The sequence below is a fragment of the Yersinia sp. FDAARGOS_228 genome (genome assembly GCF_002073315.2).
Classification (GTDB): domain Bacteria; phylum Pseudomonadota; class Gammaproteobacteria; order Enterobacterales; family Enterobacteriaceae; genus Yersinia; species Yersinia intermedia.
This window is the reverse complement of the sequence record NZ_CP020409.2, coordinates 3,520,931-3,539,649: the sequence shown is the minus strand read 5'-3', so window position 1 is coordinate 3,539,649 and position 18,719 is coordinate 3,520,931. Positions and strand designations below refer to the sequence as shown.

Here is an 18,719-nt window from a genome sequence, read left to right as displayed (position 1 = left end):
GGGGTAATAAACAGCGCAAACAGACGACGTTTAAGGCAACATCGCCTGTTAAAAGTAGGGATTTAGCTAGCAACTTAATGGCAAATTTGTGCCAGTTCTTTATCGCTTAGACCGGTCATTTTCATTACTGTGGCACGGTCAAGACCATTGGCTAACATAGTTCGGGCAATTTTCAGAGTGGCATTCTTCTCGCCTCTGGCTTCACCTTTTTGTTCCAGTTTTTGTGCAATTGTCATCAGTGACTCCTCGTGCTGCGGTAAGCGGTTGGCCAGGCTGCGGAGGAACGCTTCTGGGTCTGCCGTATCACCAACCTGTATGATGTAATTTATCGCCGCTTTTAGTTGATCTTCTGTAGTGTAACCACTTGCTATCACCATGACCAGTTGATCCGATAATTCAGATAACTCACGCTGACGAATATGTTTTTGCAACAGTTCCAGCAGAGCAATGCGTCGATGGGTCATGATTTCGTTATCGGGGATTACCGTCACATCGATCAGCGGGAAGTCACGACTGTACAACCTCCCGGCGAGTGCGGGTTGGTTAAAGGCATGCAGCCAGCTCATGGGATACGGATACGGCGTGACCATGCCATGATAGAACAACATGGGAATGACCAGCGGCAACTGGTCGTTCCCCGCTTCCAAGTGGCTCTGCATGGCGGCAATAGCGTAGCGCATCATGCGAAAAGCCATGTGTTTATCAGGGGAGCTTTGATGTTCAATGAGGGCGTAAACATAACCGTCCCCCGCAGTCGTTTTGAGCGAGTAGAGCACGTCCGAGTAACAAGCACGCAGGTTGTTTTCAATAAAACTGCCAGATTCCAGCCGTAAGGTGCTCAGGTCACAAAGTTGCCGCAATTCAGGCGGTAAATGGAACTCCAGCAGGTCACACGCCGTCGCGGGCTGGGGTCATAAAATTCTTAAAAAGTGCATCATGGGGTGTAGGGGTCGTTTTCATCGGGCGATAATAGTCATGGGGATCAGTGTGAACAATCACTCCGTACCACTTTAGGATAAACATTTTTTCTATTTAAAATAATGAGTTATCGATATGAATAAGAGAGAAAAAACAATCACAGAGCGGAATAAATAGGGTGCGAAAAACTGGCAGAAATAAGGCAACGTCTAACACAACATCGCCCGTTAGAATGGGGGTTAACGCGTTATTGCGTCAGGTCTTCATCACGTAGGCCAGTGACTTCCTTTACCAGAGTGCGATCAACACCTTCGGCCAGTAAAGACCGGGCGATTTTCAGTATCGTCTCCCGCTGACTTTCCTGATAGCTTTCAGTGTATCCTTTCAGATAGCCTTCTAGTTCAAGTGATTCTGCAATTGCCATCAGTGCTTCCTTGTACTATGCCGAGTTGCTATTAGTCTTTCTCAGTTGACGGTGTTGATACTCACCATCTTGAGATTTTCATCTCTATGGGTGGTGAACTGAGCGAGGTTGGAACTACCGGCCACCAAGAAACCGGTGCATCTTGCAATGCCCCCACCCAGCTCACCATTTCTTGCTTATTACCATGTAACCGTATCTATATCATGCGCTTTGGTCTATGCCGGACTGCCAAATCCGGTAAAGGATTTTACCGCTGCGGTGTGACTATAACCCGATGAGATTCTGTCGAGCAATTAGGCAACGCCACTTTAGGACAAACATTTTCCCACGTTAAAATAACGAGTTACAGGTGTAATTAAAGGAGTTTCATAGCGTTTTCACTGAATACAATATTAGCTCCATGAGTCTCTATTGAGCACAGACTTAATCCCAAATTAGGACAAAAATTTCCCCATTAAAATCACCCCTTATTGCGGCAACTCCGGCCAGTCAATCTCTGGCGCAGCGCTGGTGTTGATGCGCATTAACGCGACGCGGTAATGTTTTAACGCCGCTACAGTGTGATTTTTACCGAGGCAGTACAGGTGATATTGGGGGCGATAACATCCACCGATTTACTGGCGTCAATCACTGCCGTTGCGATCCCGGTTACTGTCAGGTGGCTGGTTTCCGGTTCATATTCAAAGCGAGCACCATCAGGAAAAATGATCACCACAGCATCCGCCGATTGTGACGGTGCGGAATTAGCATCCGAAAAGATGGCGGACAGCACAAAGCCGGTGGTGAGTTCACCGCCGATACTGAGCACCATAACTTGCTCACCCACTGACGGCGCAGACCAAAAACGCACCCGACCAGTGCGTAGGGTTAACCAATTGAGCTAATCGGTTTCAAGGTTGCCTATTCTGACCCGGCATAATCCGTTGGTGAGATCGACGTCGGAAACGATACCAATACGGATAATGTTAGCCAACAGGCGTTTAAGACCAGCAATGAGGATATTAATGCGACCAGTGTGCCGTCTACGGGCGCGCGGGGCATGTGATGGGTTTTGTGTGAGGGATGGCACAAAGGAAAAAATAAGAGGTATTGGGTAGGATAATAGAAAGGAAGAGCTATTTATTACATGAATTAATCAAAGGATGACTGTAAACAGTCATCCTTTGATTTTAGATATATTTATTAGGCATTATTTTACATGATACAAAAAATACAATCACAATTGTTACTAATGTCAGCTTACCAAAGTGATTAGGAATGAATTCTAAATAGAAAACTGCGAATAAAACTATAAAAATAAATGGAATCGTCGAAAATAATATATTATATAATATCCTTTTCATTACCTTCCCATGCCATTAAGTATATTCACAATTTCGTCAAAACTTAAATTGGCGTTCGAACGTATCTTCTCCATGGCTTTAGAAATAGCCGGATCGATATATACATAAAGCATTTCTATATTATTGATTCGTAATAAATTATAATATCCAAGGTTAATGATTTGCAGCTTCCTGAACTTTGCCATATAAATCAGCAGCATTAATTAAAAACAAACCTTTTTTATTTATTTCCGCTCGAACAATATTCGATACAGAGAGTGACCCAGAAACCGTTTTAGCTATAGAGTAAGCCATTGATTTTTTTGTAGCCATTGAAACTGCGAGATTGGCACCCACATGGGATGAGTGATAAGCAGAACTCTGCGCATTCTCACGCAGCGTATATTTATCAAGGACATACTCGACATAAAGCTTTATCATATCAAAGATAACATCAGATCTTTTGTATATCTCTGATATTGCCTTTATTATTCTTGCATCCTCAGCCTTTATCTCCTGACATTCACTCGCATATTTTTCAAAGAAACAAGATGTATACCAACTGGCTCTCTCTACGCCACTGTATACACTCTCGATTGTTCCCTTGGCAGAATTCATAGTTCCTTTTATCCCACGATCTAGTGAGAGTGATAACATACTATCTGCATTTGGCTTTTCTTTTAAATAAATAGAAGCATTCATTAACTAGCACTCCATTGATTGTTAATAATCGTGTACTATACGTTATAATTATGGATTTTAAATACTACAAAGGAGCTGTATGATGCGATTGGCTAAATTTGGGACTTTTCTCGTTTTATTTGTTATCTTGACCTTCCTTATTCCAGAGGTGCTAGTCTTGGTATTGTCAAGCGATCAGTTTGGCGATGCAATCAGTTATTTTAACTTTCTTAATACGAATATTCTGATAGCGCTCTATTACGAAATGGCTATTCTTGCTCTTATTCTGTCATATCTAATGACAAAAGTGATTTTTTATTTAATGAGAAAAAATAAATAACTTAAGCAGGAATAACTAGTTAGCGATGTGTTCTAATGCCAGATCCCCAATCCATTCACTATCGCCGTCAGTAAAGCCTAGCAACTGGCGGCATTCGTATTTCACTGTTGGCCCGTTCTTTGTGACTTTATCGCGCAAGCCGTAGTGATGCACTTGCGCCAGATTATTGACCTTACCGCTAAGGGTAACGACGGCTTCATCGGCGTTGGATTCGTTTTTGATATAACGGGTGGTGCGCAGCTTAGTAAACATCTTGCGTTTGATACGTTCTTGCTTATCGCGGCGCTTTATTCACTCCATCCTATGATGCATTTAAACATGCATTGAAAAGGGCGGTTTTTTTGTGCCTGAAATCTCATTCCTAAGATGTTCCTAACGTCATTTCCTAACATGATTTTGGTAATCTGAATAAAAGCTCACTTTTTCTGTCCGCCTACCACTGGCACGATTTCTGTTTTTCTATCATATGTTGCTGTTTGAGCCGTATTCTTATGTCCTGAAATGGCTTGCTTCTCTTCGAGCGTTCCCTCTAAATCGGATATTTCCTTTGCCTTTAAATCATGAAACGTGAAATCAAAATCCAATTCAGGAAATGTTTTTGCGGCCAGTAATTTTGCATTGCACCACCGACTACACCTGAGGAGGCAATGCCGCGTCTTCGGGATTTTTGCGCTTATCAGCCGTATAGCTGTGGTATTGCAGTTGCAAATAGCTAAAATGCATCTTGGTGGTTATTTCATGAACAGTTTATGGTGGTGACCAATTTTTGTTGACCACTACTCAGTAGATATTGCTACAAAAAGAGGATGTATTTGTATTGAAGTACACAAACACTCCGCAGAACTGATACTCATTGATTTTATTACCGCCAGAGATATTCAAAGTTTCCTGAATATGTATGTGAATCAATAAATAAAGGTTGGGTGATATGATTTCTATCAGAGTAGCAATAGTGAGTGATGCAACACTGTTACAGGATCTTTTCCTACAGTTAGGGTATCAAACAAAATGTGAAAATCTTGAATCCCAACTTAAGAGGGAAAGCGATAATCGATGCACGTTAGTTGCTGTATCTGGTAAAAATATATGCGGTGTGATTGTTATTAACTTCATTATACCTGTTCATGAAGAGGGTCTTTGGGGCGTAATTTCTGCGCTGGTAATCGATGAAGCATACCGTGGGAAGCGGATTGGCCAGAGACTTCTTACTGAAGTAGAGTCTATTGCAAAAGATAAAATGTGTACGCATATTGAACTTTCGAGTAGCGAAGTTAGAACGAAAGCTCATAAATTCTATGAATCTAATGGCTTTAAAGAAGTCCGAAAGCGTTTTGTTAAGCAACTGAAGTGATAACGCTATAATGATTTTAACGTGACACTGAACTCTTAACGCTCTCTTGAATAGCATAGCCGCCAAGTAAGGCGGCTTTTGACTGCACGCTAGCTGCGAAACGTGAATTGCGGAATCTGTAAGGGGTGATTCGATGAGGTCATTAGCGGGCGGCTGAACACCAAGGGGATATAATGAACTACCTCAGTTCTATTGGTAGCTATACTATTTTAAAATAGGACCATTCCATATAGCTTATATAGATAGTATTGACTAGATTTAAGCTATATCTGATGACCATTGAAGGTAGTAAAGAATGTTTAAGCAACGTTTGTCTGTTATTGCATTAGCGCTGATTGCTTCTCTATCGCTATCTTCAGCCCCTTCCATGGCTAACCCCGGCAATGGGAACGGGAATGGTGGTGGGCACGGAAACAGCGGCGGGAATCACGGGAATCACGGTAATAGTGGGGGCGATGGTCCCGCTAATAAGGGGAGTAAAGCTAAGACAGGGCGTGATAATTTGGTGTCAGTGAATGTAACCTATGACCGCATACGTCCATTGGCTGTTAATTACGGGTTAACTGGGTATCAATCATTACCTCCGGGCATCGCTAAAAATTTAGCCCGTGGTAAGCCACTTCCTCCCGGTATTGCTAAAAAAGCAGTTCCTGCATCTTTACTGGAACAACTACCTTCTTATCCAGGGTATGAGTGGCGTATTGCTGGTAATGACTTAGTGCTTATTGCATTAAGCACGGCCATTGTTGCATCCGTTATAAACGGCGTATTTGATTAAATAGTTAACTAAGAATACGCATCGGCGGCTAAATCTAAGCATCTGCGACCGAGGGCACTGGTCGCAGACCTGCGCCTCGACAAGAGCATGCTGTAGGATGTAATGTCAAAAGCGCTGACGCTGGCTAGGATCAGGGATTTGCAGGTATGGTATGTTGCCAGCCAGTGGCAGTTTTTTGCGCTTAGAATCTGCCCAAATTCAGCATGCTACCAGTCAGTTAAGCGGAGAACAGCGCCCTGTGACTGCGTATCCGCGAGATCACCGACAGGCGAGTGCATTGGCTCCTTGGGTATACATAATACTACGACGTGAGGGCTGGCCGGATATCACTATTAGTTTTCTCTTCGACTGCATTCTTGTCATAAACTTGTCCTTAAGCCCTGTTTCGAAGAGCAACACAGGAAAAATATTTTCGCTGAAAGCAGCCTTAAATCAGGGAAACAGTGTACACCAGACAGATCTCTTACTGAGGACAACGATAGATCCCGAGTTCAATCCCTGTACCTTAGGGGAGCGACAGCGTTAGCGTGGTAGAGCCAGAGACCGCACCAGATGATGTGTAGTTATTTACAATATTCAATATACTGCGGATCTCAAAGTTTGTTGTGCCCGTGGTGACATTTACCTGATTACTCCCCAACGTACCGTTGAGTGCCAGCATAGTGCGTAAAGTCCCCCCCGAGTCAGTGGCAAGACTGAGGAAACCAGTGTTAGGCACGGATAAATTGACTGTACCACTCCCACTTCCGGTACAAACAATGTTGCCTGTGATCGTTTTTATGGCATTGTTAGCGTTATTTTTGATATCAGTAATAGATACATCCCCGTGGGCAATAATAAAACTTGAGGTTGAACCGAAATTACAACTCAGCGGTTGAACTATCGGGGGCGTTTGGCAAGCCAAATTATATTCATTTAATATTCCGTAATCCAGATACCTTACCGTAGGGCATACGTTCTCCCTAACCAGACCGAGTGGTACTCTCAGTTCTACAATGTCCATCAGCCATTGGCTACTATACTGCCAACCATTCCAGGTACATTGTGCGTATGAGTTTGGCCCTGGGTAGCCATATCCTGGATAACCAATATCCCATGATCCACCAGGGTTTGTCGGGGAACCATCACCCATACACAGCACTGGTAATGTAGTTGATGCGGCGTATTTAAATACCACAACCCCATTAGAGACGCTGGAACTGATAAAACCTAACATATATGACGCTTGGCAGTTCGAGGTAAATACCAGCCAAAAAGTGATAAATATATGCAAAAAAATTGGCATTTTTAAGGATGAAAATATAGTCATCGTTCCACCAGTTAATTATCGTGAAAGATAAGATCTGTTAATTAATTAACCTGTAAACAGTTGGTTCCAGGTATTCATTTTAAGAGTCAGAATATTATTATCTATGCCTGCAACTCTTGAGCACCGCGCATTATTCTTCTGTTATAACCGGCTAGAAGTATTCAAGGGTAAACGTGGCTGTGGACGTGAATGATCCCGGACTGATAGTCTGGTTAAGCAGCGCATTAGGTTCTCCCTGAAGATAGGCATTCAGCTTAAGTACATTATTTCCTGCTAGCAGGGCATAATTTTCACTACTTCCCAACGTTAATGCTTGCCCGCTAGGTGTCTCCAGGCCAATTGCTACGCCGCGAACCGTTGAGCCATAGACAATCAAGAATGTGGGTAAATTTGCATTACGCACACCATCAAATGTTATTTTCACCTTATTGGTATGGGTAAGATCGCAAGATTTTAAAAGTAGCTCAAATGGCGTGCCTACCGTCCTCTGATATTTATACAGATATTGTGTATATGTCATACCCATATTGACCGGGATGGTGTCTTTATCAAGGGAGCAGGCAGGCTCAATTAACTCACCGGAAAATGCCATATTGGCCGCAAATACCGAACTGCTGCAGATGAGAGTGCCCGCGAGCAATAAAGCAGGTTTAAAAGAATGTAACCTCATTGCAGCATGCCCCCTTTATGGATAATCAATTGACATCGTTGCTGATGCTGTAAAAGCCTGAGCTGCTAATGTGCTTGCTGGCTTTTTTACCGGTACTGCATAGAGTGCCGGTTTAGTTCCCGCAGGATTAAATGACCAGGCGGTGTTTAAGGTAATGGGTGTTGACCCTAGTTGCAGTTGAATACCTAAATCACTCACCGAGGTTTGTAGGGTTCCAGAGGACGTAAAACTTGTTGCGGTTCCCGAAATCTTCATATTGATCGGAATGGAGGCCTGACAAGTCAGTGTGTATGGCACCTCCATTCTTTTATAGGTTCCATCGACCTGGGTCGTCACGACGTTGCCAAAAGCTACGGTAATTGGCCCCCCGTTATTAATCACACATGGAGCTTCCACTAGGTTCCCGGTGAAAGACATTGCGGCATCAACCGCATGTGCGGAATGACTGATTGCACCCGAAAAAAGTAATGTCAGTACTATGGTGTATTGTTTCATTGCAAACATGCTCCCGTTGTTAATATCTTCCTAAGGGAATTCAACTCTCATCGTTGCACTGGCAGAGTAAAAAACGGCTGCACTCAACGAAGAACCGGTGCGTTTTACCGGCACAGCATACAATTTCGGTGGCGTCGAAGAGTTAAACGGCATGGCATCATTAAAAACCACGGCTGTACCGCCTTCCTTCAACAACTGGATACCCAAGTTTTGATTATTTAATCCAACCGTCGCTAATGTGCCGTTTCCGTACCATGTTGCAGCACTGCTGGTGAGGATGGTCATCTTCAGGTTGGTCGGGGTCGTGCATTTCACTTCATAAGGGATCAGCATTTTTCCGCTAATCCCGTTGACTTGAGTCGTGACCATTTCACCCAAATCCAGTGGGTTGACCTTACTGACGTCAATCGTACAGGGTACTCCCCCCAGGATATTCGCCGTCACAATCAGTGGTTTTATGTCTGTGCTTGCTGCCTGTACTGGCTGTAATAGAGAGAGGTACACCCATAAAATTCGGATAGGGATTACCCTTAGGTTTACCGCTTTTGCAGCGTATCCTTTTAATCCCCACCATCGCGCGGGTAATGCGAGGAATGTCATTTGCATACTCTCTCCTTGCAATACGGAATATTTCCGCATTATTAACTGCGCTTTTCTGGTATCACATGACAAGTCGTCGAAGGGCAACTGAATGTAAGCGCTGGTCTGCCACCGTAATCATTGACATAAGTCAGCACTGGGGCTGAGCCCAGCGTATTTGCACTGATGTTAAGCGTCCCACTATCTTTGGGTGCAACCATCAATGGCTCGAAACCTTTTATACTCCCCGCACCTTTTTTGGCGGCGGCATCGACGATCGTTACATAGTAAGGTGTGGGATTATTGACCTGATACCTATCTCCAATCCGCGTCAGCGTTACCTGCTCTTGCCAAGGATTAGCTTGGTTTGCTGTGGTAACTTCAATGGCTTTTGGGCGGTAGAACAATTTGATACGCGTTTGCAGGGCAATTTGCAGTGTATTTCCCTCCTCACTACGTGGCGGGACTTCACGTAAGTTGAAGTAAAACACGGACTCTCTATCCTGCGGCAATTGTGCGACGGCTGGCAGTGACTGAACCTTTATTTGACTCTTTGCTCCAGGTTCAATCCGTTGCAACGGTGGCAGTACCATCAATGGACTTTTTATCTTTTGACCTTCTGCATTTTCAATCCACCCTTGTGCCAGATAGGGGTACTGTTTATTGTCGTTGCTGACGTTGAGGCTGACAGATTTATCGCCGCCATTAAAAACTACCCGTGTCCGATCGAGTGCTATGGCTGCCAGTGCTGACTGTGACGCCACTGCATAAATCAGTACACTCAACGTTGATATGACACCTACATGCATTTTCATCATTTTTCTCATTAGTAACGTTTTCAATAACCCATCTGTGCTATGTACGGGAATGACACCATCCCTTTCACAGCATGATTAAGATGGCTTGCTTTCTTTCATCTGATGGCAAGGCAGCAATAGCTCCGCCATGGCGTTGTTGGGTAATGTTTGCGGTAACGAAATGACGCACTGGGCGCTACCACTCCAATAAACGGTCAGTTCATCCCCAAGCAAGACCCCACTCAGATACGTGCTCCCCCCATCACCTACCATGCCGGTCGTTTTCTCTTTCCGGTTAACCACGGTTGCACCAAATGGGGGTGACGAACCATCAGCTAAACGGATCAGTGCCATAATTTTCTCACCGGAGGCGACGTCAAAGCGACGATAACCGATAGCGCCTTCGGTCAGGGTGGCCTGGACCACTGAACTGACGACTTCGGTATCGTCCGATAGCCGATTCAGGTCAATGTTGACATTGTCACGGTAGTAACTGGTCATATCGGCCACTACCGCCTTGCCGAAATAGTTACTTCGAGTACGGCCGACGCTGTTACCATAAATAGGAACATTCGGGACACCATCGGTATCCAACAGCAAGCGAGCCCCCCCCATAGAACCGACGCGGTGTAAAGCACCACCTTGCGCTGTCATGGTTGCCCCCCCTTGCAACGACATGCCCAATGAGGTGTAAAGTCCTTGTGAGTAGCTGGCACTGGCACTCATCAACGCACTATCTCCATAGTGGTTATAGAATCCTGCCAGTTTCACGCCATTACGGTCGCCACCACTACTGAGCTGATAATTGTCTTCTTCATTAATTTGGCCAAAATAGCTCACGCGGTGGTCGTTATTTTCTTTAGAGTACGTACTGCTGTAACTTATCGAATCGCCATTTCCCCACGGCAGGGCGAGTGATATAAACGCGCCATCGTCATTGGCATTGTTGTATTGATTACGGTAGGCGTTAAGTGACAAACTAATGTTTTTGAAACGTCCTATATCAAAATAGCGTGCCAAAGACAGGCTATAGCGGTCGTTGTCAGCACGATCCCAATACGTCTGATGTTCATAGTTCAGGTAAGCACTCACCCCTGATTCTATAAACTGTTTGGTTAGTGACACCGTGTACATTTCTTTACTGTTCTTCGACCGAATGCCACCGGAATTACGCATATCCAGAAACTCAGACATGCTCATAAAACCCTCTTGTGAAAAGCGATATCCGGCAAATGCCACTTCACTGTTGTAATCATCAAAGCGTTTCGAATAGCTGAGGCGATACGAATTCCCTGAGAGCGTATTATTTGGTTTAGTCAGGTTTGCACGCGAATGGGTCGCATCAAATGCCAGCGCACCGAATATATTCAAATCGCGACCTATACCTAACGCTTGTGAGTTGTATTTTTCTGCCACCATGCTGCCGCCATAAAGTGACCAGCCGTTACTCACCCCCCATGAAAACTCGCCAGCAGTAAAAACTGAGCCATTGATATTGTGCTGGGCATTGGACGGACGCCCTGCAACCAGTTTGTATCTTAACGTCCCAGCTCTGGTCAGATAGGGGATGTTAGCCGTGCTCATGCTGAAAGATTGCACAGTGCCATCTTGCTCTTCCACGCGCACATCAAGCTGGCCGGAAACCGCACTGTTGAGATCCTGAATGCGAAATGGGCCGGCAGCCACTAACGCCTCGTACAGTACGCGCCCCTGTTGACTGATAATCACTTTGGCATTAGTGCGAGCAATTCCCCGTACCTCTGGTGCATAACCGCGGAGGTTTGGCGGTAACATTCGGTCATCTGTGGTCAGGTTAATGCCGGTAAAACGAAAGCTATCAAAAAGATTAAAATCCAGAAATTGCTCACCTAACGTCAATTGTGCTTTCAGCCGCGCGATCGCTCGGTATGCGTAGAGGCGTTCCCAATCCCAATCCCAGTTCCTGTTGCTTGATTGCCCAGTTCCGGTCTTATGTTCCAGTTGGCTCTGCCAATTGGCGCGCAGCCGCCAGGCTCCCAGATTGCTTCCCAGAACCCCGTTACCGCTCAGGTTCTGGTTTTGGCTACCCTCTTGTTGATTCTGTCGCTGCAACTGGGCATTGATGTTGTAATCCAACAATATGCCAGGGATACCGTTATCCCATCGTGACGGCGGCTCCCAGTTAGCCGCAACATATTCGAGGTAGGCCTGCGGAATACTGATATAAAGTGTTGATGTCGCTAAATCCCCTCGTGCACTCATCCCCTCAAGGCTGCTGACCAGCAAACATTGCCCTTGATGCCACCAACCCAGATTGGCCACAATTGAGGTTTTAAACCCGAGTTGTTCTACTAGCGTGGGAGAAATACAGGCTTCACTGCCTTTCGGGTCATCTTCCGGTGGGTAAAACGGTACGCTCTGTTCTGGTAAGCTCACGTCATTAATCTGCACTGCCATACTGTATTCGCCGGGCATAATGTAACCACTTCGGGAAAACTGGCCCAGATCGATTTGAGTATCTTCTTTTAAATCTAAGACATCAGTATTGAACTGAACATCTTCAGCATTCACCCGACAGTTTCCTCCCCATAAGACAAGGAAAATGAATCCACGTAACAATCGAGACTGAAAGATTGGTAACGAGAAGTAGGGTGAGATCATCATTATCCGTTGACCTTTAATTATATTAATTAATAATCCAACCATTATTTGTTTTACGAACGCGACTGCCGTGCAGGGCAATATCGCCTATCTTTTATAGTTATTAGGTAGTGTCGAAATAAAACAAATTCAGTATTAGTAATAATCTATTTTGAATCGTATAACCGAGGAATAGCCTCCCACTTGTAGTTGCTGTGAGTTACTCACCAGTTGTACATTATATTTTAGGGCCATATCCTCGGAACTGAGTTGCCCGATTGGTAAAGGGATACCTGGGACAGCAATATTCCCTTGACGATCAGAAATTTGTACTGCCACCCCTTTAGCATTTCCTTCGATACCAAATTTTCCATTATCATTTCGACCATCAAAGGTGATTCGGAAAAAACGCCATTCAGGCAGTTGATTATTAATCTGAGATAAAAGGCAGTTCATGAGTTTTATTGTAAATTCCTGGGAAAACCCCTGACCCTCACGGAGGATTCTCTTGGTTGATAAGACTCCCATGTCCAGTGTCTGATCAAAACTGCCGGTATCAATGGAGCAGGGCACATCAATAATCGAACCAGATAGCGTGACTTCTCCAGCCTGGCAGTTTTTGAATAGGGCACTTCCACCTAACATGCACAGCGAAGAAATCATGGCTAAAGTCGACATTTTCCAGAACATACAACGGCTCCATAGCTGACCGTACTGCAAACAGAATAGACATCCATTCGGATGCAGTACGGCCAAGAACTACAAACTACTGTGCCAATTACTCGTAATTCATAATGAAGTTAACTGTAGAGGTAAAGTTGCCTTCCACAATGTCTGAGGCCGCTACACCTGGATTTGGTTTCAGATAGGCGGTGAACTCCAAATCTGTGTTACTGCTTTGAGCGAGTTCTTGCAGGGTGGTTTTTTGACCCAAAATTACTGGTTTACTGGAATAATCAATAAGTTGGATGCTGGCACCTTTTGCTGAACCGGTGATGCCCAGTAAGGTGTTGGTCACCCCTGTACCTGGGTACCCACCTTGAGGACCGGTAAAGGTTACACTTACATTATTGCCTATCGGGGATCCTGGCGCAGGAGTTGACATCGCGAATGAGCAGTTCAATAGTTGAATCTTGAACTTCTGCTCTGGACCACTAATACCGCTAGCTAAGCCAGGTTTAGACACAGCCCCTAACTTCACAGTTTGTTTTACACTGTCAGGATGTATGGAGCAGGGGGTATCAGTGATTGAACCCTCGAAATTAACCTGTCCTCCGGTCGCTGCGTTTGCCAGTGATATAGAACCACACATCAGCATAGTAGCCAGCGCCATCTTATTCATATTCATATTTCATCCTTAAAAGATTCATTAAATTTAATTAAAAGTGGCGGATTCAATTCTAAAGTGCAGAGCTAAGCCGCCTTTCTTTGCCCTGCATACATTACCCAGACTGCCTGCTCCCAAAATTCGTGTGGTCAACCATTCAGGACTGCCTGATAGCGTATTAAATCTTCTTCTGGCATGGTTATCAGGTCCGCTCTTACCTAGATAAACAGCGGTAGGAAGCCGTCGGTGCTCCCATTCAATCCATGCTCATATGGGGCATACTGATAGGGTCGTCAGCCCACATTCGTTACTGCAAATATCAATGAATTTGACGGAAAAGCTCTGCATTACTGCACACCCCAAGCTTTTTCATGGCTGACCGTTTCTGACCACTGATGGTCTTTTCACTTCTGCCCAGAATTTTGGAAATATCTTTTCCCGTAAATCCCTGTTTAAGCAGGTCAATAACAACCGACTCACAGGGTGTAAGTGGCGTAAAGTAATTCGCTGTGGCTGGTGTTGGCCTTTCACGTAATGGTGTTAACGGGTCAACCACCCGAGAGCCTTGCCGGTTTAATACCTGTCTGATTTTGTGCTTAATCTCAGCTTTTTCGTCCGTTTTATACAGGATGCCTGCGACGGCATTGGGCGAAGCAACCCACGGCGAGAAGGCATTTTTTGAACTGGAAATAATGAAAATAGTCAACGGATAGGTCAACTTAAGGTAACTGGCCTGCACAAATACTGAATAAAAAGAGGCAGAATCGGCATCAATAAACGCCACTTGGGTCTTTTCATTTAACTTATCCGTAAGAATAGCTGTCGATTCAAATGGGTATTTCGCCAGAGCTTCATTGATCAAGAGCAACAGGCCGTGCCGAAAGTAATTATCTGTCATTGCTATTGTACAATTAAACATATCTCCACCCTGCGGAATAACCTGCGAGTCAGGTTGTTAAATAAGGCAATGCAATAAGAATATTTAACAGATAAGTTTTATCTGTTACTGAATAGGGCAATAACGGAAGGTGCTAATTAGCAATCATAAATAGCCGACTTCCTGAATATAGAGATTGTGGTGATAGGTCTCAGTAGTAAGCTTTTAACGTAGCTATCACACACATCGCACCTTTTACACGCTTACACGATTTATCCATCCATTCGTACTCATTGCGACAGATTATACAAGTAAACATCATTTTTGCGAAAGATCAGATCGATAACGCAAATTGTGCGATATAAAATTCTAAATAAATATGCTATTACGTGTTTTTACAAAATAAAAAACTATATACTATAAAGTATATAGATCTATAGAATGTATAACGAAACAATTGAAAGATTTAAAACTAAATATGTATTTCATTGTCCCCTCCCTAAAATGATAATAAGAAAACGTCTGTGATAATATGTATTGGCCTGTTTTTTAAACACTGCAACTCGCTACGGATAAATAATCTCTTTGTTTTGTAAGGTGTTATTTTTTTACGCGGTCATATTTTAATGATAAAGATGGCCAATTATGAACCATTATTATTACAATATAACATTTTGATTCCTACAGTTAAAATGTGAAATATCCTACAAAAAAAATATAAATTAAAACATTGTTGGCGCTGTTATTTTGCTTATTAATCATCTCTCGCCTCTCATCTAAAGGCTTACAGAGAAAAAATACTCTGAGTGGTGCTGCTGTTGAACGGCAATTTTGTGCACATTGCGCACGCAGGCTGTATTTTGTTGGCGGAGATACAGCAGTGTGGAGGGGCGGCTTGGCGCATGAGTGGGGGGGGGGCCATCTTAAAGCGTTTTCTGGTCTGCGGTTCACGATATTCCAAATGCCACCAGACAGTTTTTCGGAGTTACCGATATGTGGGCAATATCAATAATGTAAGCATCACTTTAGTTTCTTATTCATAATATAAATTGGATTTACACTACTGCGAGATAGTTCGAAATAAAGCGCGACTTATTTAAGTCAGCCCTATCGATAGCAATATAAAATCTGTTGGGAATGATACGGTCACACGGCCTGTTAATGGGGATTACTCTGGTGGGGAATGGGTTGGGTACGTAGAAACTATTGTTCGATTATAAATGCAAAAGACCGCCACTAGCACCGGGTTACCAGTGGGTACGATGTTTCGTGGCGGAAGAAAAACCGAATCCATAACCTTTTACAGGGTCTTATAGCGTGCTCGCAGGTTGACAGACATGAAAGCGCTGTGGATTTGGCACTGAGATGATTGATCAAAAAATGATCAGTATCAATGAGTTTGAAATGATACATATCACATAACGGCAAGTTTACTGGCTGGTCAGATTGTTTATACGGCAGGGCCCACTCAAGGTATCGGGGTGAGCTATATATGTAGGGTGCATTTAAGCATTACTTTGCTGAATGGTTTTTCAGGGGGGTATAGAAGGATTACAACCTTCGCTTTGATACTTCAACCTGATGAGGTTAAATCAGAAGATAATCATAGGCCATCATTCAGTAATCATCTTCAACGTCTTTAGCGGCTGAGCGAAGGACGAGCCAGATTATCACCGCGATGACCACAACCACACCGACTATTATCAACGTTATCTTCAATTCCCGAATAGCCTTATTCAAAGTGGTACTATTACTCATCGCGGTAGAGTAACGAATAAAATAGCGCATAACGCCCGACATTGCTGGATTGAGCGCGTTTTCTAATCAATTAAGTTGTGTGGTAGCGCTGACAGGGATGCTAGCAGATATTAAAAGCATAATCGATATGCGACATAGCGATTAAGATTTTTGCTTAGCACCGATGGCGGATATCAAAATTGATGAGCAAAGGCCAAGCATATCATCGGGGAATAGGCATTCTGATTAGATCTAGCCTTTATAGACTATTTACCATGGTAAACCGCTTCAATATTGTAACCATCAGGATCGAGAATAAATGCAGCATAGTAGTTTTCATGGTAATGAGGGCGATAGCCTGGTTCCCCATTCGATACTGCACCAGCTTCCATGGCAGCACTATAGAATTGATTGACCTCATTTTTGCTTGCAGCACGGAAAGCGATATGGCTTCTTGGGGTATAAGGAATACCTTGCATGATCCAAAAGTCGCCACCGGGGTCATCCCCATTTGCTGAGATTTTTACACCAAAACCATAAGCATCACCAAGGTTTAGACGTATTTCGTAATTGAGAGGTGCAAGAATGGCGCTATAAAAATCCTTGCTTATTAATATGTTAGTTACATTAAGCCCAGTATGGTCTATCACTTTTTATTCCTTTGGTTAAATGCTAGCCATTAATCTCACCAGAGTATAACTCACACTGAACATCTTATAATTTGATGCTAATCTCAATCCTTATTAAGACATTGCATAACTTGCAGCCAGGCTGTTTCTGTTTCTTTTCCCAACTGTTGGAATACCTGCTGTAGCAGTTGTATTTGTGTATCTGTTAATTGAGATTCAAGCTTTTTACCGGCAGGGGAGAGAGATAACTGCCGCACTCGTTGATCATATTCGGCGGTGGTAACCGTGATTAACTCCATTTTAACTAATTGTTTTAATGGCGCATTAAGCGCTTGTTTACTGATTTTTAAAATTCCCAACAAGGCATTGATGGCGATATCAGGATTGTGTCCGACAAAGTACAAGATGCGGTGGTGCACCCGACCTAATCCTCGCTGGGCCAGTAATTTATCCGGCAGTTCAGTAAATTTCCGATAACCAAAATAGAACTGTTCGATGGCTTGATGAAGTAATAGGTCTTCCTGTTGTGGGGCTTTTTTGGAGGTTGCCATCGGATTTTTATCACAAATTAAAAAAATAATTAGGTCAATGGTATTGACGTAATTGGCCGCCCAATTTACTGTCCATAAAGGTCAAATGTGTTGACCTTTATGGAAGGACTGCCATGAATAAGACTGTAGTGGATCAGAATAATCGATTTTCCTCACGGCTGCACGATCTTCACCCCTCGCCTATACGGGAAATACTCTCTGTTATTGAACGGCCTGGGATGATCTCATTTGCTGGCGGCTTGCCTGCGGTTGAGAGTTTCCCGCACTTGCATCTGGAAGGAATGCCGCAATCGATGTTGCAATACGGGGCCAGTGAAGGGGAAACAGAATTGCGCAGGGATATTGCGCAGAATTTATGTAAGCGCGGTTTATCTTGCACTGAGGAGCAGGTACTGATTATTTCAGGCTCGCAACAAGGAATTGATCTGGTCGCTAAGTTATTTATTGATGCAGGAACACCTGTCGCTGTTGAGTCGCCCACTTATTTAGCCGCATTGCAGGTATTTCGCTTCTTCGGGGCACAGTTTGTAGCCTATGATTCGGCGCAACCGGATATTGATAAACTTAAAACAGAAAAACCGGCTTTTGCCTACAGCATTCCAACGTTCCAGAATCCAAGTGGTCACTGTCTTGATAGTACGCAGCGAGCGACATTGGCAAAGGCATGTGATGACATTATGTTGCCACTGTTTGAAGACGATCCTTATCATGACCTGGTTTATGATCCGTGCGAGCGAAAACCGGTATGCGCCTTATTACAGCACGCACCGTGGATTTATCAGGGGTCCTTTTCCAAAAGTTTATCCCCGGCACTGCGGTTAGGCTATCTTGTTGCTTCGCCAGAGTTAATTCCCTATCTGACACGGTTAAAGCAGGCGGCTGATTTGCACAGTAGCCGAATCAGTCAATGGCTGGTATTACAACAGTTGCGTGCTCCTAATCATGCTGAGCATATGAATGAACTTGCTGCATATTATAAAAGTCGTCGTGATGCATTTGAGATCTCTTTACAGCGCCATTTTGGTTCTCTTGCCTCTTGGGAGAAACCTGCTGGTGGGCTATTTTTCTGGCTGACGCTTAATCATTGTATTGATACTCGTAAGCTATTGCCTAAAGCACTCGAAAGAAATATTGCATTTATGCCGGGCGAGTCGTTCTTGCCCTATCCGTCAGAAGGCTGTGGCCAGTTACGACTTAACTTCAGTCATGCAACAGAGGAGCAGGCTGATATGGGTTTACAGGTACTAGCAGCGTTGGTGAGAGAGTATTGTTAATATTCTAAAATAGACTACAAATAGAGTGGCGAAAGCTGCAA

The 18,719-nt window shown here is 43.9% G+C and carries 18 protein-coding genes and 3 pseudogenes; 3 read left to right on the top strand and 18 right to left on the bottom strand.

From position 1 onward, the window contains the following. Positions 1–74: 74 nt before the first annotated feature. The 7 genes and pseudogenes from A6J67_RS16330 to A6J67_RS23695 form a co-directional block, all read right to left on the bottom strand. Positions 75–960 (bottom strand): annotated as a pseudogene (locus A6J67_RS16330) (Rpn family recombination-promoting nuclease/putative transposase). 205 nt (positions 961–1,165) lie between these two features. After that, positions 1,166–1,342 (bottom strand): hypothetical protein, encoded by a 177-nt coding sequence (locus tag A6J67_RS23510; protein ID WP_005184841.1) that lies wholly within the window; start codon positions 1,340–1,342, stop codon positions 1,166–1,168. Between the two features lie 467 nt (positions 1,343–1,809). Continuing rightward, entirely contained in the window at positions 1,810–1,926 is a 117-nt protein-coding gene (locus A6J67_RS16325; RefSeq protein WP_226967903.1) for a tail fiber assembly protein, read from the bottom strand. Then, a pseudogene (locus A6J67_RS16320) lies at positions 1,899–2,348 on the bottom strand (phage baseplate assembly protein V); the annotation flags it as partial. The pseudogene A6J67_RS16320 and the gene A6J67_RS16325, both read right to left, overlap by 28 nt. A 490-nt stretch (positions 2,349–2,838) precedes the next feature. Then, on the bottom strand, positions 2,839–3,366 hold the full coding sequence (locus A6J67_RS16315) for a hypothetical protein (protein ID WP_226967846.1): 528 nt from the start codon (positions 3,364–3,366) through the stop codon (positions 2,839–2,841). A gap of 334 nt (positions 3,367–3,700) precedes the next feature. Further along, positions 3,701–3,937 (bottom strand): phage virion morphogenesis protein, encoded by a 237-nt coding sequence (locus tag A6J67_RS16305; RefSeq protein WP_072088637.1) that lies wholly within the window; start codon positions 3,935–3,937, stop codon positions 3,701–3,703. Between the two features lie 164 nt (positions 3,938–4,101). Beyond that, positions 4,102–4,293: pseudogene (locus A6J67_RS23695) on the bottom strand (integrase); the annotation flags it as partial. Positions 4,294–4,613: 320 nt separating this feature from the next. On the opposite strand from A6J67_RS23695, the gene A6J67_RS16295 reads away from it, so the two are divergent. Beyond that, positions 4,614–5,036 (top strand): GNAT family N-acetyltransferase, encoded by a 423-nt coding sequence (locus tag A6J67_RS16295; RefSeq protein WP_050072703.1) that lies wholly within the window; start codon positions 4,614–4,616, stop codon positions 5,034–5,036. 295 nt (positions 5,037–5,331) lie between these two features. Further along, positions 5,332–5,814, top strand: a complete 483-nt coding sequence (locus tag A6J67_RS16290) for an anti-virulence regulator CigR family protein (RefSeq protein WP_050287928.1) — start codon at positions 5,332–5,334, stop codon at positions 5,812–5,814. A gap of 505 nt (positions 5,815–6,319) precedes the next feature. On the opposite strand, the gene A6J67_RS16285 is transcribed toward A6J67_RS16290, so the two are convergent. From A6J67_RS16285 to A6J67_RS16235, 11 genes are all read right to left on the bottom strand, one after another. After that, a complete protein-coding gene (locus A6J67_RS16285; protein WP_125461926.1) occupies positions 6,320–7,030 on the bottom strand; it encodes a hypothetical protein in 711 nt (236 codons plus the stop codon). Between the two features lie 244 nt (positions 7,031–7,274). Further along, on the bottom strand, positions 7,275–7,793 hold the full coding sequence (locus A6J67_RS16280; RefSeq protein WP_050297488.1) for a fimbrial protein: 519 nt from the start codon (positions 7,791–7,793) through the stop codon (positions 7,275–7,277). A 15-nt stretch (positions 7,794–7,808) separates the two neighbouring features. After that, positions 7,809–8,288, bottom strand: coding sequence for a fimbrial protein (locus A6J67_RS16275; protein ID WP_050089199.1), 480 nt, complete (start codon positions 8,286–8,288; stop codon positions 7,809–7,811). Positions 8,289–8,318: 30 nt separating this feature from the next. Continuing rightward, entirely contained in the window at positions 8,319–8,894 is a 576-nt protein-coding gene (locus A6J67_RS16270; protein ID WP_050297487.1) for a fimbrial protein, read from the bottom strand. Positions 8,895–8,929: 35 nt separating this feature from the next. Then, a complete protein-coding gene (locus A6J67_RS16265) occupies positions 8,930–9,682 on the bottom strand; it encodes a fimbria/pilus periplasmic chaperone (RefSeq protein WP_050089194.1) in 753 nt (250 codons plus the stop codon). Positions 9,683–9,760: 78 nt separating this feature from the next. Further along, positions 9,761–12,307: an outer membrane usher protein gene (locus tag A6J67_RS16260; RefSeq protein ID WP_050297486.1), complete on the bottom strand. Its 2,547-nt coding sequence runs from the start codon at positions 12,305–12,307 to the stop codon at positions 9,761–9,763. A 132-nt stretch (positions 12,308–12,439) separates the two neighbouring features. After that, a complete protein-coding gene (locus tag A6J67_RS16255; RefSeq protein WP_005184885.1) occupies positions 12,440–12,973 on the bottom strand; it encodes a fimbrial protein in 534 nt (177 codons plus the stop codon). 88 nt (positions 12,974–13,061) lie between these two features. Then, a complete protein-coding gene (locus tag A6J67_RS16250) occupies positions 13,062–13,631 on the bottom strand; it encodes a fimbrial protein (RefSeq protein WP_032906247.1) in 570 nt (189 codons plus the stop codon). 298 nt (positions 13,632–13,929) lie between these two features. Further along, a complete protein-coding gene (locus tag A6J67_RS16245; protein WP_080608259.1) occupies positions 13,930–14,529 on the bottom strand; it encodes a LuxR C-terminal-related transcriptional regulator in 600 nt (199 codons plus the stop codon). Between the two features lie 1,961 nt (positions 14,530–16,490). After that, a complete protein-coding gene (locus tag A6J67_RS16240) occupies positions 16,491–16,874 on the bottom strand; it encodes a VOC family protein (protein WP_032906248.1) in 384 nt (127 codons plus the stop codon). An 83-nt stretch (positions 16,875–16,957) separates the two neighbouring features. Beyond that, entirely contained in the window at positions 16,958–17,404 is a 447-nt protein-coding gene (locus A6J67_RS16235; protein ID WP_042569640.1) for a MarR family winged helix-turn-helix transcriptional regulator, read from the bottom strand. Between the two features lie 113 nt (positions 17,405–17,517). On the opposite strand from A6J67_RS16235, the gene A6J67_RS16230 reads away from it, so the two are divergent. Beyond that, a complete protein-coding gene (locus tag A6J67_RS16230; RefSeq protein ID WP_032906250.1) occupies positions 17,518–18,678 on the top strand; it encodes a PLP-dependent aminotransferase family protein in 1,161 nt (386 codons plus the stop codon). The last annotated feature ends 41 nt before the right edge of the window (positions 18,679–18,719 follow it).

Bases quoted from the DNA above. Each gene is read 5' to 3' on its own strand.
- A6J67_RS23510 (WP_005184841.1), bottom strand. From the start codon at position 1,342: ATGGCAATTGCAGAATCACTTGAACTAGAAGGCTATCTGAAAGGATAC.
- A6J67_RS16315 (WP_226967846.1), bottom strand. From the start codon at position 3,366: ATGAATGCTTCTATTTATTTAAAAGAAAAGCCAAATGCAGATAGTATG.
- A6J67_RS16305 (WP_072088637.1), bottom strand. From the start codon at position 3,937: ATGTTTACTAAGCTGCGCACCACCCGTTATATCAAAAACGAATCCAAC.
- A6J67_RS16295 (WP_050072703.1), top strand. From the start codon at position 4,614: ATGATTTCTATCAGAGTAGCAATAGTGAGTGATGCAACACTGTTACAG.
- A6J67_RS16290 (WP_050287928.1), top strand. From the start codon at position 5,332: ATGTTTAAGCAACGTTTGTCTGTTATTGCATTAGCGCTGATTGCTTCT.
- A6J67_RS16285 (WP_125461926.1), bottom strand. From the start codon at position 7,030: ATGTTAGGTTTTATCAGTTCCAGCGTCTCTAATGGGGTTGTGGTATTT.
- A6J67_RS16280 (WP_050297488.1), bottom strand. From the start codon at position 7,793: ATGAGGTTACATTCTTTTAAACCTGCTTTATTGCTCGCGGGCACTCTC.
- A6J67_RS16275 (WP_050089199.1), bottom strand. From the start codon at position 8,288: ATGAAACAATACACCATAGTACTGACATTACTTTTTTCGGGTGCAATC.
- A6J67_RS16270 (WP_050297487.1), bottom strand. From the start codon at position 8,894: ATGCAAATGACATTCCTCGCATTACCCGCGCGATGGTGGGGATTAAAA.
- A6J67_RS16265 (WP_050089194.1), bottom strand. From the start codon at position 9,682: ATGAAAATGCATGTAGGTGTCATATCAACGTTGAGTGTACTGATTTAT.
- A6J67_RS16260 (WP_050297486.1), bottom strand. From the start codon at position 12,307: ATGATGATCTCACCCTACTTCTCGTTACCAATCTTTCAGTCTCGATTG.
- A6J67_RS16255 (WP_005184885.1), bottom strand. From the start codon at position 12,973: ATGTTCTGGAAAATGTCGACTTTAGCCATGATTTCTTCGCTGTGCATG.
- A6J67_RS16250 (WP_032906247.1), bottom strand. From the start codon at position 13,631: ATGAATATGAATAAGATGGCGCTGGCTACTATGCTGATGTGTGGTTCT.
- A6J67_RS16245 (WP_080608259.1), bottom strand. From the start codon at position 14,529: ATGTTTAATTGTACAATAGCAATGACAGATAATTACTTTCGGCACGGC.
- A6J67_RS16235 (WP_042569640.1), bottom strand. From the start codon at position 17,404: ATGGCAACCTCCAAAAAAGCCCCACAACAGGAAGACCTATTACTTCAT.
- A6J67_RS16230 (WP_032906250.1), top strand. From the start codon at position 17,518: ATGAATAAGACTGTAGTGGATCAGAATAATCGATTTTCCTCACGGCTG.